We start from the raw sequence: 16,534 nt of genomic DNA, 5'->3' as shown, positions 1-16,534 counted from the left end.
CACGCTCGCTAGGATCCCGACATGAGCCTGGCGGTTGACGAGTCAGCGGGAGCCGGACCGGCAGTCGTCTGCCTTCCCATGTTCAGCACGACGCGCGCCGCCACGGCCGCCGCCTTCGGCCCGGCGTTCGCGGGCGCCGGCCTGCGAGAGGTGTACGTGGATCTGCCGGGCCACGGCGACTCCCCGGTGACCTGCCGCCCGGCCTCCCAGGCCGTGCTGGACTCCGTATGCGCCTGGCTCGACCGCCACGTCGACGCGCCGGTCCTGCTGGCAGGTGCGTCCTACGGCGCTTACCTGGCCGCCGGGATAGCGCGCCAGCGGCCCGAGCTTGTCCGCGGTCTCCTCCTCGTCTGCCCGGGTGTCACCATCGCGCCAGCAAGCCGGACCCTGCCCGAGCTCGATCCACCCGAAGCGCCCCCGGGCTGGCTCGACGCCGCCCCCACCGGACTGTGGGCACACCTCGACGTGGCACTGGGTCACCGCACGCCGGCTGTCGTCGCGACGGTGCTCGCGGCACTGGAGTCCGGCGGCCCCGGCGACGAGAAGTTCCAGGAAGAACTCCGCGCGGGCACCGACTACGCCCTTCCCGACGAGGACGCCGACATCGCCTTCGACGGTCCGGTCAGCGTCATCACCGGCCGACAGGACGGCATCGTCGGCTACGCCGACCAGTTCCACGCCATGCGCCACTATCCCCGCGGCACCTTCACCGCGATCGACGCGGCCGGGCACTACCTCCCGTTCGAACAACCCACGCTGCTGCGGTCAGTCACCCAGGACTGGCTGCACCGAACCCGCACCTGAGGGCAGCCCGTCGGTCACGCGGGCTCCGGATTCAGCTCGGCCCCCGTCTGCAGACAGATCAGCGCCGTCGGGGTGCAGACCTCCCAAGGCTCGTCGACGGCGACCTCCTCACCCGGGCGGTCGAGGGCGTCGCCGATCAGGTCCTCGATCGGCGGGTACGGGTTCCTGCCGTCCCGCCACGGGCGCGGCGTCAGCACCGGAATCTGCGACGTCTCCAGGTACCTCCCGACCGCATGCTCGTAGCCGGCACGCACCGGCACCGTCACCCGAGCGGCACCGGCCTGCAGGAACGCCTCATGCACAAGGTCCGAGCTGGTCCGGGTCCGCAGCGTCGCCCACCGCTCCCGGCCGGCCCACTGGTACGGGTAGAACAGGTAGACCATGTTCTCCCAGTCGAAGAGGTCCTCACCGAACTGGATCTGGTCCGCCTCCGCGGTGATCTCAAGACGGTTGATGCGCGGGGCTTCGTCAGCCGGGAAGGTCAGACTGCCGAACTGGTCGAACTCGTGGCCGAAGAGCACACTCTGGCAGGCCCGCTTCAACTCCAACTGTTCGACCCGCCGGTTCATCTCCGACGGCTGCTCGGACCGGTACACCGCGCGGGCCAGCCGCAGACGCTGGTCGTTGTCGTAGGCCGCCAACTGGGTCAGATAGCTGGCCCGGATCGCCTCGTACGCCCGCAGCCGCCAGGCCTCGTACGCGGCGGTGGTGCGTTCGCAACGCACCCGCACCACCACCGTGAGACCACCACGCTGATCGGCGCTGATCCCGACGGGCAGCGGCCCGGGAAGCACCTGGTCGAGCGGGACGTGCATCTGGCCGTCACCGCCGTCGTTGCTGCTGACCCGCTTCTCACCGATCGCGATCTGCACAGCCTGCGGCGGGCTGCCCTCCTCCGCGGTGTACTCGCCGTCCACCAGCCCCCAGGTGGTGGTCACGTACGCCTCGGTGGCCTCGTAGCCGGCCGGCACCATAACCTCACCGACGTACGAGCTGTAACCCCACTCCGGCTGCGACTTGTCAGTGGAGTTCTGGGCGTAGTCGAACGGCCGCGCCGGCGGGTCGGCGAACGTGACGGTGGCCGACACCTCCGGCTCGGGCGGAGGCTCGACGCCGACCACATCCCAGCGCGCCGCCTTCTCGGCGTAGTTCTCCTCATTGAGGTCGGCGACGTCGAGGAACCAACCGGCCGGCTTCGCGACCGCACCCTCGTCGCTGCTCTGCTGCGCCAGGTGGACCAGCACGGCGGCCGGCTCAGGCACGATGAACTGGAGCAGCAGCCGTTCCCCGTAGTTGTAGACCTGAGCCTGGTCGACCTTCGTGAGCCAGCGGTAGACGCCGGTGATGTTCGCCAACCCGTCGGCGTTGTCGAACCGGTGATCGTTGGTTTCGGTCACCCGGGTCGTGCTGGTGATGGCGCGGCGCTCGGAAACCTCGCTGCGCAGCAGCTCGGAAGCCCGCTCGGTGAGGGTCTTGGAGTACGACACGGCCGAACTCATGCTGCTCGCGGTGGTCGTGGACCGGTCGGCGTTGATGTCGACGCCGGCCTGAACCGGGCCGAAACCGCCCGAGACGCTGACTCCCAACGACATCGAGGTGCTCTGGGTGGCAGCGGTGGTCAGCGCCCGGTCGAGGCTGTTCTGCTCCGTGGTCTCCAGCTCCTGGGTGGTCTCGGCGATCGACTGCGTCGACGTGGTGACCGACTCCCGGGTGCTGGTGTCGACCACGTGGGTGCGACCGCGTACCTCGCTGGCCAGCACGTTCTCGACGTGCGAGATCTCGCCGAACTCGTAGCGCAGGTGCACGGTCCGGATGACCATGAGGTCGCCGCGGCCGGCGACCCGCGCCTGCGCGCTCAGCACCGGAACCCGTGGCGGAACGTACTCAATGTCGTCACCGACGACGACGGGCCCGCTCTCGACCAGCCGCCCCGGATCCATCGCCTCAGCCCGTCGGTCCGCACGACGGCGGGCAGCCTCGCGTTCGGTGTCGAACAGCTTGCGCAGGGCGCGCAGCGCGGCAGTGGCCGGCACGCCCAGTTCGGTGGCGGCGCGGGACGCCGCCTCGATGGCCGGGACGAGGTCGGCGAAGCCGGCCGCCTGGACGTCGGCGAGTGTCGGATCCGGATTACCGGTGACGCGTGCCCGGGCAAGCAGACGCCCGGCGTGAACGGCCAGGTCTCCGAAGTGCTGGGCGTAGCCGACGTCGGCGTCGAGCTGCGGCGCCGGCTTCGGTGCGGGCGGCAACTCCAGGTCGCGGCCACCGATCAGCGAGCGGACCAGGCAGACGTCCTCGGCGTCGCTGCCAGCGAGACGGATCAGGGTGATGCCGCGCAGCAGCCGCAGGAGGACGGTCGACGCCACGCCACGCGGCCGACCCAGGAACCGGCCGAGGGCGGTCATGTCCACGGTCCAGCGCGTGAGGGCGGCTGTCGGACCGCGCAGCTGTTCCGAGGTCACCTGCCGCTCGGCCGCCCACCCGGTGATGACCTCACGCAGCTTCCCGACGGTGAGGCTGGCGTCGACGGCGGCCCGCCGCAACAGGGCCAGAGCCAACCGACCGAGGTCCTCGATCGCGTCGTCCTGCTCCTTCCTCCGGGCGTCGTACAGTGCCCAGGCCTGCTCGACGTCGCGGCTGGCCAGCGCATTCCTGACCGGCGGTGACCAGTCGTCGCGGAAATCGAGGACCGGTCCGATGACCTTCGGTCCAGTGGAGCAGACGCCGTCCTCAGCACCCGCGGGGTCACCCGCCCGGCGCAACTGCACGAAACGGAGCGTGGCCTCTGGTGTTGCCGGCATGGCCGATCCTCCAGTCAGAGTTGGGGCAGGCGCAGCGCGGTCGGCATGCCGTAGCGGTCGACCTGGCTGTTGAGTCGTCGCACGAGCTCGTTCCAGGCCCCGGCCGCCTCGGGTGTCGAGGCCAGCGCCCGCTGCCACTCGTCGTCCCGCAGCGCGGCCATCAGCTCGGCCAGGGTCCGCTGGTCGAACGCGATGACCGGCTCGGTCACCCGGGCGATGTCGGTCAGGGGAAACGGCTCCGCCGTCGCGCCGTACGTGGACGTGTAGTCCTGCACGCGCGCCGCATAGTCGTAGTCGGCCTCTTCCGCGACGGTCGGGACCACGCGGTTACCCCAGCGGTCCAGCCGGGTCATGCCGCCCATCATGCGTCCGGCATAGAGGTCGGTCAGCGCGTGATCCCGTGGGGAGAGCAGGTGCAGATTGGCCGGCTCGCTCGCCCCGGTCAGCATCGACAGCCGGCTGCTCCACAGATCCTCGTCGAGCTTCTTCCGCAACGTCCGAACCCAGCGCTGCATCTCCTTGATGAACCGCTGAGGCCTCGCGTGTTCCCACTCGTAGACACGGATGGCCACGTTCCGCGCCGACGGAAGCCGCATGGCCATCTCGAACAACTCATCGCGGGAAAGCCGGAAGTACGGATCACGGCCGTAGCGGCTGCGCACGTCCAGCGGATCACCGCGCGGCGCGGTCGCGCTACGACCATGGTGATCCCACAACCGCTGCAGCTCGGCGTCGTCGCCGGTCAGAATCCGCTCGTCCTCCAACCGCGCCGCGAGCTCCCAACGCGCCTGTGTGACCGTCCGGGCGCTGGGCGGCCCTGTCTCGAACGAGAAACGGTAGATCGGGGCGTCCCCGGTGGAGACCATGTGGGCGATCTGCACCTCGGACATCAGCAGGTCGGGGTCGTAATCCCAGGCGTGCAACTCGTCCGAGCTCCGCACCTGCAGCTCCCGGAACAGCTCCGGACCCCGCGCGGTCAACGGGATCTCCCGGTCCCACACCCGCGACGCCAGCAACATGCCGATCGAGCGGTTGCCCCGGCCGGTGACCACCGCGCCGTACGCCGGGTAGCGCAGGCCCGGGCTGACCGGAGCATTCATCGGCATGACGTTCAGATCATCGGGCAACTCGACGTGAAAACCCTCGTGGTACCGGTAGGACCCATAGGACACCCCGCCGTCGAACGGCGTCGACACCGTCCGGAAATCGGCGTACGCCCGCCGCAGCGCGTCGACGTAGCGCGCCGGATCCGACGTACGCAGCAGCGTCGCGGACGCCTCCCCGAGCAGCGCGTCGACCACACCGGACAGCAGCGACCCCTGACCTGCGCCGGCCAGGAACCCCTCCATCGACATGCCCGGGAAGTCCCGGCGCGCCGCCTCGAAGGCATGCTGCAGGAAACCGGACCGAAAACAGACCCCGGACCGGTCGATCAGCTGCTCGGGATCGCGCAGGAACGCAGGCGACGGGACGTCCGGCCGCAGGAGCGCCCGGGCCTGCGGAGTCATGCGCTGCAACTGGCCCAGCAGTGCGAGCCGCTCCGGTACGGACAGGCCGGCGTTGGCCGGCACCCGCGTCATGGCTGGTCCTCGACGCGTTCGACCAGCGAACGGGCCAACGCCGCGTCGCCGGGCACCACTGCCTCCGCCGCCTCCCGCAGACGCCGGCCGGGATCGTCGCCGAGGGTCGTGACCCGCCGGCCCGAGGCGAGCAGCGAGCCAACCGCCCGTTCGGCGACCTCGGGAAGGAGCACACCACCGAGGGTGATCGCCGCCTCCAGGCCACCCATCGGCTCGCCGTAGAGATTCTTCCCGGTCAGCACGTACGCCGCCACGCTGCCCAGGTCACGTAGGTCGTACATGACCTGCAGGGGCGGAAACGGAACGAACTCGCCGACCGCCACAACGATGTGGACCAACTCCTCGATCGTCGCCGGCCGTGCCTCCAGAACGGCCTTGGCGCCAACCTCGCCGTCGGCGATCAGCAGCGGCACGTCGTCGACATGCGTGACGACCTTCTCGCGGTACTGGACGACACCGTCGATGTCCGAATCACCCGCCGCACCGAGGGGCAGGTCCAGGACGACCCGCACGTTCTCGGTGCGGACCACGGTCAACCGGAAGCACGGCGCGAAGGCCGCGGTCGTGTCCGGCGGTTCGGACGACACCTCGCCGTCCGCGTCCAGAAAGTCGAGTCGATAGGCGAAGCGGTCCTCCGCACTCGCCGGATCGACGCGGATGCGGATCGGTACGGGTGCGGCCTCCGGCAACCCGCCGAGCCACTGGACGTAGGTGTCGAGCAGGCTCATCAACATCGCGAACACGGCATCATCGACGACCTTCGCCGTCTCGACCAGCCAGTTCGGCTGCCAACTCCACGGGGTTCCCCGAGGCAACCGGCGCGGGTCCGGCTTCATCAGCACCAGGTCGACGCCATCCGGGCAGGTCTCCTGCACCGCCACGGGTTGCGGCTCGCCGAGTGCCCGGCCCATGGCGACGGCGTTCGCGACGATGTCCGGCTCCGCCAGCGGTACGGCACGCAACGGCGCGCCGAGCGGCGGCACCGTCATCGGATGACGGTGCCGCTCGAACTCGAAGCGCAGCGCCTGATCGCAGGTGACGGTGCCGTCACCCGGACGGTAGGCCGCCCGGACGACACCCAGGGCGACCTCGCCCAGCAACGGCCGCTGCTCGAACGTGACGCCCGGCGCCGCGGCGACCCGCAGCGACATCGCACCCCAGTGGAAGATCGCCGACAGGTCCGTCGCCGGGTCGGTGCCCGCCGGCGCATCGGTGATACCGAAGCCGCGCGCGGCTGCGAACGCGTACCCGAAGGGGAGTGGCTCGTACTCGACCGGCTCGCGGCCCTGGGGGAGTGTGACGGTCTCCGCCGCACCCCCGATCCTGTGTTCGACGGTCAGGTCGAAGGCGAGCGGACGCGCGGCCGGGAAATCCAGCACGGTCACGGCGGACGGGTCGAGCGGCCGGCCCAGCGAGGCGGCCGTCGCCACCTCGTAGTACCAGCCGGGCAGGTAGACGATGGAGAGGTTCTCCGGGTCGAGGTACCGCACGTGCAGCACGTTGCTCATGGCGTCGATGCAGACGAACACCGGGTCGACCGGCGACCCACGGCAGATCTCCATCCAGCGCCCACCGACGTGGTCCGGAGCGTCCACCGCCAACCAGACGTCCGCCAGCAGGCCGCTCAGGTGCCGTACCGCAGCACCGGCGGCTTCCAGGTTGGCGGCGTCGCCCATGGCTGGAGGCTAGCCCGCATCGAACTTCAACACTGTCGTCGATGCGCCAGCCGTCAATCCGGACCTGGTACAAGACCCGGGGAACCCCGACCACCCGGGGGACCGCCCTGGCAAGGACGTCTATCTGTGTCGATCTGCGCCAGTGTGGTCGCCCGCAGCCTCGCATCCGCCGCGAGTCGTTTCGGCCCGGGGCGGGAGACAGGTGATCCGGATCGTCAGCAGCCGATCCAGCGCGCCGGGCGGAGCCGGGTGCCGTTGGTGGAGCCCACGACCGTGCCGTCGTCGGCGATCGCCCAGCCGAAGATGATCAGGACGTCGGGGATGGCGCCGCGCAGCGGGACGATGCGGCCGTCGTGGTCGACCGCTCGGTCGCCGAGCACCGTGCCTCGGGCGTTGACGTCGGATGCGGGCCCCAGCGCGGGGTTGACCGCGACCGCCAGCCCGGTCCGCAGGTTCCAGCGCACCGAGGTGCTGTCCTCGTACGGGCTGCCGGCGCCGATTCTGCCGACCGCCCAGTCTCCCTGGGCTGCGAAGACAGTGGACCACCGGGCACCGGGCGCGGTGAGCAGGACGGTCGTTCCGTCCGGGCGGCGTACCCAGCCGGAGCTCAGGGAACCGCCCGAGGCTCCCGTGCTGCCGACGATGGTGCCGTCGTCGAGGATCTCCGTCGCGCCGGCGTTGGGCGGGGCGTCGATCACCTCGACGGCACCCGGCCGGTCCGCTGGCCAGAGCAGCGGCAGGGACGTCTCGGTCTCCTCGACGGCGCCGCTGCCGACGATGTCGCCGCGGGAGTTGATGCCCTGCGCCGAGGCGCCGGAGACCGTCGGCGGGATGGGTAGCCACTCCAGCTGGCCGTCGCGGTAGCGCCACGGCCGGTGGGAGTTGTCGACGAAACCGCTGCCGATGATGACGCCGTGCCGGTTGATGCTCGCGAGTTGAAGCTCCGCCTCTGTCGGGACGATGGTGAGGCGCGGCTCGTCCCAGACCAGCGGCCGGCGCGGGGGGCCGTCCCGGCGCGCCAGGCCGTCCCAGAGCAGCAGCAGCGGGTGGCGGTCGTCGTCGGTGACCCGGTAGCCGACGCCGGCGGTGAACCGACCGGTCGGGTCGACCACCCGGGCGTAACCGTTCAGATCGGCCGGCAGCGGCAGCGGTCGCAGCGCGCAGACCCGGACTTTCCTGGGGTTCGGCGCGGCCGTGACGACGTCGGGCAGCCCCAGCGTCGCGGTGAGGGCGGCGGCGGTGAGGACGGCCAGGACGCTGCTCCGAGCAATCCTGATCATCTGTGCTCCCAGGCGGTGTGTTGTGGTGTGTGCTCACCAAAGCACATCGATGTCCGTACCGGTAGTCACCGTCCCGGTGCCACAGGGTGACGTCCGGCGCGCGACGCGGCTCCCGCCAGCCCAGCACGACTGATTCGATAATGCACATTATGTAAAGTAAAGCGATCTGGGCGTCCCCTCGGTCGGGGCCGAACAGCGACCTCATGGCGATGTGGACATGGGAACGAACTGCGTCACCTCGTGCATCCCAAGCCCGGCGTAGAGCCGGCGCGGGACCGGGTAGCCGTCGTCGCCACGAGGGCCGACGATCGCCTGGGTAGCCCCGAGGTCACGGGCCACCTGGAAGATCTTCGTGCAGAGCGCACCCGCCAGGCCGCGCTTGCCGTGGTCCGGGTCGGTCCCGACCGGTTCGACGAGCACACATCCAGCTTCGAGGTCCAGCCAGGCCAACCCGAAGGCCGCGAACGAACCGTCCGCGGCGACCGCCACCACATCCAGCTCGGCGCGGTAGACCGGCGAGGCCGTCACGGCACGATGCTTGTCGAGCGAAAAGCTCGACCCGGGCTCGGTACCGGTCACCGGCAGGCCCAGCATCTCCTTGATCCTCGCCGGCGCCCAGCACCGGCGGTGCACGTCGACCCGCTCGGCTAGCTCATCGTCGCGGACAGCACGGATGGTGTACCCGTTGACGTCGGTGCGCGCCTGCAGGTCGGCAAGCTGCGTCAGGTCACGCCACAGCTGCACGAACCAGGGCGCGTCGGCGCTACGAAAGCCACGCTCGGCCAAGGCTCGAATGAGGCCCACGTCCGCCCGGGACACCTCGACGCTGACGTGGGGTGCCAGGTCAAGCAGCTCGTCTACCGCGGCGGCCCGCTGCGCGGCGGTCGAGGCCGGTCCCATGTGCAGGGAGGCCTGTGCCGGCTCGCCTGACACTGCCGGATGCCACACGTCGGCGAACCCCACCAGCGGATCGCCCCAGCCAAGGGTGGCATCCGGGACCGGGCTGCCGTCCCCGTGGGCACCGGCCCAGGCGACATTGCCAACGTGCAGGCGCTGTTGAGGGGTCCACGATCGCTGGACGCAGGCCAGCCGCTGGCCGAGATCGCCGCTGCTCATGGGCCCAGTGCGCCCCGGTGACGGCCGTACGGTCAAGCCGTTTCCGCTGCGGACTACGTCTGGGCGACCCGCTCATGCCCCCGGGCGGCCCGGGGCGACAGCGACCACCAAGACGACGGCTGGAGCCGCGTTGGCCCCGCTCTCCCCTCTTCTCCCCTTGCCGGGAAACCCGAAAATGCTGCATAATATCCCTTATGCAGCACAAACAGGACGAATCGCTCATGGCTTTGATCGAGGAGTTCCTGATCGCCCGGGCGACTCGCAAGCCCTCCCCCCACACTCTCGCCGCGTACCGGCGGGACCTGCACGCGGTGGCTGCCCTGGTTGCCGAGGATGACACCGCTCCCCTCCCCCACGAGACACTGTTGATCACCGACCTCTCCCCCCGGGTGATGCGGGCGGCCTTCGCCCGGTTCGCCGCACCCCGGGCCGCAGCGTCGGTGCACCGGGCCTGGTCCACCTGGAACAGCTTCTTCACGTTCCTGGTGGCCGATGGGGTGGTGGCGGGCAATCCGATGCCGGCCGTCGGCCGCCCCCGGGCACTACTCCCCCAGCCGAAGCCGTTGCGCGGCGCCGACACCCCCGAGCTGCTGCTCGCCTCGGCCGCGCGCGACGACGGCCGGCAGCGCGACCCGTGGCCGCAGCGGGATGTGGCGGTGCTGGCGGTGGCGCTCTGTGCCGGGCTGCGCCTGTCGGAGCTGCTCGCGCTGCGGGTCAGCTCGCTGGCCGGTCGGCCCGGTGAACGGCGGGTCGAGGTGGCCGGCAAGGGCGGGCGGCCACGGGTGGTGCCGATCGAGGCCGACCTGGACCGGGTGCTGGTGGACTACCTGGACAGTCGGGCCCGGCGCTTCGGGTCGCGGTCGGTACGCCCCGACTCGGCGTTGCTGGTGGACCGGCACGGCGAGCCGCTGCGCCGCGGCGGGCTCCAGTACCTGGTGGAGTCGTGTTACCGGCGGGCGGGCATCGGTGACCGGGTGCCGCGTGGGGCGCGGTTGCACGCGCTTCGGCACACGTTCGCCACCCGGCTGGCCGAGGACGGGGCGAGTGCTGCGGAGATCATGCGGTTGCTGGGGCACGCGTCTTTGGCGTCGTCGCAGACGTACATCGAGGTGACGGCCGGGCAGCAGCGCGACGCGGTGCGGGCCAACCGGACCAACCGCGCCCTGGCCGCGCTCGTACCGGCCGACCAGGCGGCCGCGGCGCGGTGAGTGCGGTCAGTGGGCCCGTTGGTCGCTGTCGTTGGCGGTGGTGGGCAGTGTGCCGAGTACCGCGTTGATGATGTGGATCCGGGTGTTGTTGGTGGCCTGGTAGTCGGCGCATACGGCGTCGGCGCGGTCGGCGAGCCGGACGGTGGGGCCGGTGCGGGTGATGGTGACGGTGGTGCCGTCGAGGGTGGTTGCGGTGCCGGCGTTCACCAGGTCGTCGACTCGGTGGGCTCCCGCGATCAGGTGTGCTTTGAGCAGGGTGCGCAGCTGGTCGGTGTGGCGGACCATCAGGTCGTCCCAGTTGTCCTCGGAGAACTTGGCGGCGAAGGCGTCGTCGGAGGGCGCCAGCATGGTGACGCCGGTGCCGGTGGGCAGGTCGGTGAGGACGCCGCTGGTGCGCAGGGCCGCTTCGAAGGTGGTGAGGGTGGGGATCCACCGCAGCGCCTGGTCGACGGGTTGGCCGGCGAGGAAGGTCGGGTTTCCGGGTTCGGTGCCGGTGGGCAGGGCGGCGCACAGCGGTCCGGTGACCTGGGGTGCCGCGTCCGCGCGGGGAGCGGCGGGGGCGCCCGTGCATGCGGTGACGGCCAGCAGCAGGGCCGGCACGAGAAGCCGGAGGAGCCGGGGGTGCCGCGGTGGGGTGCCGTTCGGTGAGGCGGGGTGCGACACGGCGGTCTCCACAGGTCGGGGTTGGGTGGATGGGGTGTGCCGGCGGCACGGGCGTGGTGCCCGTGCCGCCGGCACGCTGGTTCGGCTAGCTGGCGGTCACAGTGCCGCGCACTGGGTGGTGCGTGGACCGTGCACGGTGTTGGCGACGCCGAGGTTGATCGGGGCGGGGCTGTTTGCGGTGCAGCTGAGCGGGCCGCGGATGGTGCTGCCGGCCAGCAGGGGTGCGTCGGTGCCGGTGGTGTTACCGGACAGGCTGACCGGGCCGGCGATCGTGACGTCGATGATGGAGATCGCATCGGTGGTGTCCGCGATCTGGACCGGGCCGTTGATGGTGCTGTCGGCGAGGAGGACGCCGGCGGCGCGGGTGGCGCTGATCGGGCCGCTGATGGTGGTTCCGGTCGCGACGAGTGCCGCGCCCGCCCGGACGGTAACCGGGCCGTCGATGGTGGCGTCGGCGGCGCAGGTGAAGCCGGAGACGACCAGCGGTCCGTTACGTCGGCCGGTGAGGGTCGGGTAGATGCGTTCGCCGTCGGTCAGCTTCTCCACGCCCTTGGTGTCGAGCAGCAGCGGGATGAGGCCGCGTTCGGGCTGGTTGAGGGGTACGTAGTAGCCGTCGCCGGTCTTGATGACCTTCCAGCCGTGTGCGGCGATGCGTTGCGCGACGGTGGTGCCCACGCCGCCTGGTCCGTCGGTGCGTGCCCCGTTGTACTGCTCGTCGGTGAGCTTGTAGGCGCACGGCGCGTTGTCGAGGATGAGGTCGGCGCGGGGTGCGTCGAGCGGCGGCGGGCTGTCGCCCGGGTGCGGGGCGGGGTGGGCGGGGATCGGCCGGGAGCCGCGGAAGACGAGGCGGCCGGTGTTGGCGGCCTGGATCTCGATGGACTCGGCGCGAGCGTCGAGGATCTCGCCGCGGTCGGCCCGGTGGTAGTCGAGGAACTGGTGGAAGGTCCACAGGGCGGAGTAGGTCTTGCGGCGCCGGTTGTTGGCGGTGTTGCCCTCGTCGGGTCGGGTCTGTCCGCCGGAGCTACGCAGTTCCAGCAGGGAGTTGGCGACGTTCTTGAGCCCGAGGGTGTTCCGCAGGATGGTTTCCTCGCTGAGGCCGACGTTGCCGCCGCCTTCACAGCCGTAGGGGCAGGCCCACCAGCCGGCTTCGGCGCCCTTGGCGTACATGTGGCCTTCGATCATGTCCTGGGACTGGTCGAAGATGGGCTGGGCGACGTTCTGGTGGCGGGGCGGCAGCATCGGCAGGTCACCCGCGCGGGAGTTGCCGAACTCGTGGCCGTCGTAGCCGGCGACGGGTCGGTAGTCGCGGACCATCTTGATGTACGCGGCGGTCTCCGGCTGGCGGATCAGCGAGTAGTCCCGGTTGAGGTCCTGGCCGGTGGAGTTGCCGCGGGTGTTGGCTGCCCGGCCGTCACCGTTGATGGTGGGGACGATCAGGACGTTGGTGCGGCTGAGCAGGTCCGTGATCCGGGGGTCGGTGCTGAAGGCGAGTTGCCGGGCCATGATGAGGCAGGCTTCGCGGTCGCCCGGTTCGTTGCCGTGCACGTTGCAGTTGATGGCCACGGGTGCGGTGGCGGCGACGGCCGCCGGGGTGGCCGCCGGGGTGGGGTAGCCGATGACCATCATGTTGATGGGTCGGTTCTGGACGGTGCGGCCGAGCTCGACGACGCGGACCCGGTCGCTGAGGGCGTCGACGGCGGCGGTGTAGGCGTACTCGTCGGTGTCGCTGGTGTACTGCGCGGCGTGGGCGGTCTCCCACTGGGTGCGCAGTTGCTCGCCCGCGGTTCCGGGGTTACCCCAGGGTGCGGTGGTGGTGGCGACGACCGGGTCGGAGTAGGGCTGTTCGGTGGTGCCGGCGCGGGCGCGTACCCGCCATTGGAACGTGTCTCCGGGGTTGAATCCGGAGTCGGCGAAGGTGGGTGACTGTTGGTTGATCTGGCGGTTGGGGCGCCAGATACCGACGATGGTCGGTGCGCCGGTGGGGGTGCCGTTGGCGTCGACGGCGGTGCGTTCGATCTGGTAGTCGGTCGCGCCGTCGACCGGTTGCCAGGCGAGGGTGGCGTACCCGTCAGCCTGGCGGACGGTGAGGGCGGCGACCTGGTTCGGTTCCGCGGCACTCTGCGCGTTGGCGGGGGTGGGTGCGATGGCAAGGGTGACAGCGAGAAGTGTGGATATGGCAATGACGGTGGGTCGCTGGCGTCTCATGTGGCCTCCGACTGGTTGATCGTGGCACGGCTCGCTCAGCATGATCGTCGGAGATCGTCGATGCAATGATCTTGAGGGAATCTTGCGACTCAGCCACGCCGGGTGGTCTGGGTTGACCCGTTTCAGCCGAGGTCGACCAGCAGGGGGCGGTGGTCGGAGATGGTGGACAGCGGCGCGGTGACGGCCCGTACCGGTGGGAGCTGGTCGAGGGCCTGCCGGTCGGCGAGGATGTGGTCCAGTTGGACGCGGGGTTGCCCGGACGGGTAGGTCGGGCGGCGGCCCAGTGGGCGCCAGCCGGAGATGAGTCGGGCCGGGCCGGCGGGCAGGTTGAGGTCGCCGAGCAGGACGCGGGGGCCGGGCAGCGCGCGCAGGGCGCGGATGGTCTGGCGTAGCTGGCGGGCGTTCCAGCCGGGGACGAAGGACAGGTGGGTCGCGGCCACGGTGAGCGGGCCGTGCGGGGTGTCCAGGACGGCGGCGAGGACGACGCGGGGTTCGTCGTGCAGCAGGATGAGGCCGCCGCCGGGGCCGGGGACGTAGACCGGGGAGCGGACGGGTGCGGGCTTGAGTCGGGTGACCTGCCAGCTGCGCACCGGGTGTCGGCTGATCAGGCCGATGCCGTAGCAGGGTTCGCCGTGGCCGTCGTCGTCGTGGCGCAGGGGGCGGAATTTTTCGCCGGGGGTGCCGACGACGGCGGCGGCGAAGCGGTGGTGGGGTGCGTCGAGGGCGCGGGCCGCGATGGCGGTGAGGTCGAGGTTGCCGCTGCGGCTCTGGTCGCGGTCGACCTCCTGCAGGGCCAGCACGTCGGCGTCGAGGGCGCGGACGGCGGCGGTGAGTCGGTCGGGGTCGACGAGCCCGTCGGTGAGGGATCGTCCGTGCAGCAGGTTGAAGGTGGCCAGGCGCACTCCTGCACCTTACGTCCCCGTGGCAGGGTTGCCGGGTGGTCAAGGCGCTGCTGTGTTCGGTCCTGGTGTTCGTGGCGATTGGCGCGTTGGGGGTGTGGCTGAGGAGGGCGCGGGGTCGCTGACCTCGCTCGGGGCTGGGGTGAGGCTGGCCACTTCGGTGGTGGCTGGGTGGGCCGGGGTGGGGAGAATGGCCGCCCGTGGACCCCGTTTCGCTGACCACCCTGCTCGCTGCCGCCGCGATGGCCGGTTGGGTCGATGCCGTGGTCGGTGGCGGCGGGTTGCTGCTGCTGCCGGCGTTGCTGGTGGCCGCGCCCGGCCTGCCGGTGGCCACGGCGCTGGGCACCAACAAGCTGGCGGCGATCTTCGGCACCGCCACGGCGGCGGCGACGTACGCCCGCCGGACCAAGATCGACTGGCGGGTGACGGGGCCGGCGGCGGGGCTGGCGGTGCTCAGCGCGGGGGTGGGCGCCGCGCTGGCCGGCTCGGTGCCGGCGTCGGCGTACCGGCCGGTGGTGTTGGTGGTGCTGGTGTCGGTGGCGCTGTTCGTGCTGCTGCGCCCCCGGCTGGGGGTGGTGGCGATGCCGCAGCGGCGGACAACGGTGCGGGTGGCGGCGGTGGTCGCCGTGGCCGGGGTCGGCATCGCGCTGTACGACGGGTTGATCGGTCCGGGCACTGGCACGTTCCTGGTGCTGGCGTTCACCGCGTTGGTGGGCGCGGACTTCGTGCACGGCTCGGCGATGGCGAAGGTGGTCAACGCGGGCACGAACCTGGGTGCGCTGGTGGTGTTCGGGGTGACCGGGCACGTGTGGTGGCTGCTGGGGGCGGGCATGGCGGTGTGCAACATCGCCGGCGCGGTGCTGGGGGCGCGGATGGCGTTGCGCCGCGGGTCGGGGTTCGTGCGGGTGGTGCTGCTGGTCGTGGTGGTGGCGTTGGTCGCCAAGCTCGGATACGACCAGTGGCTGGCCCGGTGAGCCGACGCTGATGCCGGTACGCGCGGAGCACGACCGTGCCGTCCTGGCCGACCTGCTGGGGCGTGATCCGGTGCTGCACGCCTACCAGTTGGGCGACTTGGACGACTTCTTCTGGCCTTACACGTCGTGGTTCCGCCGGGGTGAGCAGGTCGCGTTGCTCTATCACGGGGTGGACCCGCCGACGCTGCTGGCGTTCGCGGCGCCGGCGGACACCGCGGCGCTGGCGGCGTTGCTGGCCGACCTGGCGCCGGTGCTGCCCGCCCGGCTGTACGCGCACCTGTCCCCCGGGCTGAGCGACGCCCTGGCCGGGTCGTTCCGGCTGGATTCCGGCGGCGCGCACCACCGGATGGCGTTGACCGATCCGGCCCGGCTGGCGGCGGTGCGCCCGGCGGGTGTGGTGCTCGGCGCGGCGGACCTGCCGCGGCTGCGCCGCCTGTACGCGCAGGCGTACCCGGAGAACTGGTTCGATCCCCGGATGGTGGCCACCGGGCAGTACCTGGGCGTACGCGAGGGCGGTGAGCTGGCGGCGGTGGCCGGGGTGCACGTGTGGTCCCCGGTGTACCGGGTGGCGGCGTTGGGCAACGTCACGACCCATCCGCGCTGGCGGGGGCGGGGCCTGGCGGCGGCGGTGGTGGCGGCGCTGTGCGGACGGCTGCGCGAGACCGTCGAGCACGTCACGCTGAACGTGAAGGCGGACAACGCGGCTGCGGTGCGGCTGTACGAGCGGGTGGGTTTCACCCGGGTCGCCGACTACGACGAGTACACGCTGACCGCCCGGTAGCGGCGGCGGGTCAGCGGCAGGCGGGTCAGCGGCGGCGGCTGGGTGAGTCGAAGCGGCCGGCGCGGATCTCGCGCAGGGCGCGGCGGCGGATGTCCCCGCTCAGCGTGTCGACGTACAGCTTGCCGCGCAGGTGGTCGGTCTCGTGTTGCAGGGCGCGGGCGAGGAAGCCGCTGCCGGCGATGGTCAACGGCTCGCCGTGCTGGTCGACGCCGTTCGCGGTGGCGTGCATGGCCCGGGCGGTCGGGAAGTACAGGCCGGGGATGGACAGGCAGCCCTCGTCGTCGTCCTGGCGTTCCTCGGACAGCTCCAGGGTGGGGTTGATCAGGTGGCCGCGGTGCCCGTCGGCGTCGTAGACGAACACCTGGGCGCTGACCCCGATCTGCGGGGCGGCCACACCGGCCCGGCCGGGCGCGCCGAGCAGGGTGTCCATCAGGTCGGTGACCAGGGCGCGCAGCTCGGCGTCGAAGGTGGTGACCGGCTCGCACGGGGTGCGCAGTACGGGGTCGCCGATGATCCGGATGGGCCGCATGGTCATGCGGGTCAGCGTATC

General features: G+C 71.3%; 13 protein-coding genes. 4 read left to right on the top strand and 9 right to left on the bottom strand.

Going from position 1 to position 16,534, the window contains the following annotated elements; genetic code table 11:
* Positions 1-21 precede the first annotated feature (21 nt).
* Positions 22-804 carry an alpha/beta fold hydrolase gene (locus OG470_RS26935; protein ID WP_328416614.1) on the top strand — a complete coding sequence of 261 codons (783 nt, stop codon included), beginning with the start codon at positions 22-24 and terminating at the stop codon, positions 802-804.
* A gap of 14 nt (positions 805-818) precedes the next feature.
* Here OG470_RS26935 and OG470_RS26930 read toward each other — a convergent pair whose 3' ends face one another.
* The 5 genes from OG470_RS26930 to OG470_RS26910 all read right to left on the bottom strand — a co-directional run bounded on the left by OG470_RS26930 (position 819) and on the right by OG470_RS26910 (position 9,254).
* A complete protein-coding gene (locus tag OG470_RS26930; RefSeq protein WP_328416612.1) occupies positions 819-3,602 on the bottom strand; it encodes a hypothetical protein in 2,784 nt (927 codons plus the stop codon).
* Positions 3,603-3,616: 14 nt separating this feature from the next.
* Complete coding sequence (locus OG470_RS26925) at positions 3,617-5,182, bottom strand: hypothetical protein (protein WP_328416610.1); 1,566 nt, start codon at positions 5,180-5,182, stop codon at positions 3,617-3,619.
* On the bottom strand, positions 5,179-6,858 hold the full coding sequence (locus OG470_RS26920) for a hypothetical protein (RefSeq protein WP_328416608.1): 1,680 nt from the start codon (positions 6,856-6,858) through the stop codon (positions 5,179-5,181). The genes OG470_RS26925 and OG470_RS26920 overlap by 4 nt, the downstream gene beginning before the upstream one ends.
* Before the next feature lie 215 nt (positions 6,859-7,073).
* Positions 7,074-8,138: a hypothetical protein gene (locus tag OG470_RS26915; protein WP_328416606.1), complete on the bottom strand. Its 1,065-nt coding sequence runs from the start codon at positions 8,136-8,138 to the stop codon at positions 7,074-7,076.
* Positions 8,139-8,339: 201 nt separating this feature from the next.
* Entirely contained in the window at positions 8,340-9,254 is a 915-nt protein-coding gene (locus tag OG470_RS26910) for a GNAT family N-acetyltransferase (protein WP_328416604.1), read from the bottom strand.
* Between the two features lie 221 nt (positions 9,255-9,475).
* Between OG470_RS26910 and OG470_RS26905 the strand changes: the two genes are divergently transcribed.
* On the top strand, positions 9,476-10,462 hold the full coding sequence (locus tag OG470_RS26905) for a tyrosine-type recombinase/integrase (RefSeq protein WP_442931218.1): 987 nt from the start codon (positions 9,476-9,478) through the stop codon (positions 10,460-10,462).
* A 6-nt stretch (positions 10,463-10,468) separates the two neighbouring features.
* Here OG470_RS26905 and OG470_RS26900 read toward each other — a convergent pair whose 3' ends face one another.
* From OG470_RS26900 to OG470_RS26890, 3 genes are all read right to left on the bottom strand, one after another.
* The gene (locus OG470_RS26900) at positions 10,469-11,125 is read right to left on the bottom strand and encodes a fasciclin domain-containing protein (RefSeq protein ID WP_328416600.1); all 657 of its coding nucleotides are present in this window, start codon (positions 11,123-11,125) and stop codon (positions 10,469-10,471) included.
* Positions 11,126-11,221: 96 nt separating this feature from the next.
* Positions 11,222-13,330, bottom strand: coding sequence for a M14 family zinc carboxypeptidase (locus tag OG470_RS26895; RefSeq protein ID WP_328416598.1), 2,109 nt, complete (start codon positions 13,328-13,330; stop codon positions 11,222-11,224).
* Positions 13,331-13,452: 122 nt separating this feature from the next.
* Positions 13,453-14,232 (bottom strand): endonuclease/exonuclease/phosphatase family protein, encoded by a 780-nt coding sequence (locus OG470_RS26890; RefSeq protein ID WP_328416596.1) that lies wholly within the window; start codon positions 14,230-14,232, stop codon positions 13,453-13,455.
* 197 nt (positions 14,233-14,429) lie between these two features.
* Here OG470_RS26890 and OG470_RS26885 point away from each other — a divergent pair, with 197 nt between their 5' ends.
* Together OG470_RS26885 and OG470_RS26880 are read left to right on the top strand one after the other, a co-directional pair.
* On the top strand, positions 14,430-15,203 hold the full coding sequence (locus tag OG470_RS26885; protein WP_328416594.1) for a sulfite exporter TauE/SafE family protein: 774 nt from the start codon (positions 14,430-14,432) through the stop codon (positions 15,201-15,203).
* 10 nt (positions 15,204-15,213) lie between these two features.
* Positions 15,214-15,984, top strand: a complete 771-nt coding sequence (locus OG470_RS26880) for a GNAT family N-acetyltransferase (protein ID WP_328416592.1) — start codon at positions 15,214-15,216, stop codon at positions 15,982-15,984.
* A 25-nt stretch (positions 15,985-16,009) separates the two neighbouring features.
* Here the strand turns inward: OG470_RS26880 and def are convergent, their stop codons facing one another.
* Positions 16,010-16,519: a peptide deformylase gene (gene def / locus OG470_RS26875; protein ID WP_328416591.1), complete on the bottom strand. Its 510-nt coding sequence runs from the start codon at positions 16,517-16,519 to the stop codon at positions 16,010-16,012.
* Positions 16,520-16,534 lie beyond the last annotated feature (15 nt).

The sequence above is a fragment of the Micromonospora sp. NBC_00389 genome, from assembly GCF_036059255.1.
In the GTDB taxonomy this organism is placed as follows: domain Bacteria; phylum Actinomycetota; class Actinomycetes; order Mycobacteriales; family Micromonosporaceae; genus Micromonospora.
The sequence above is the reverse complement of the archived record's forward strand: the minus strand, read 5'-3'. Positions and strand labels throughout refer to the sequence as shown.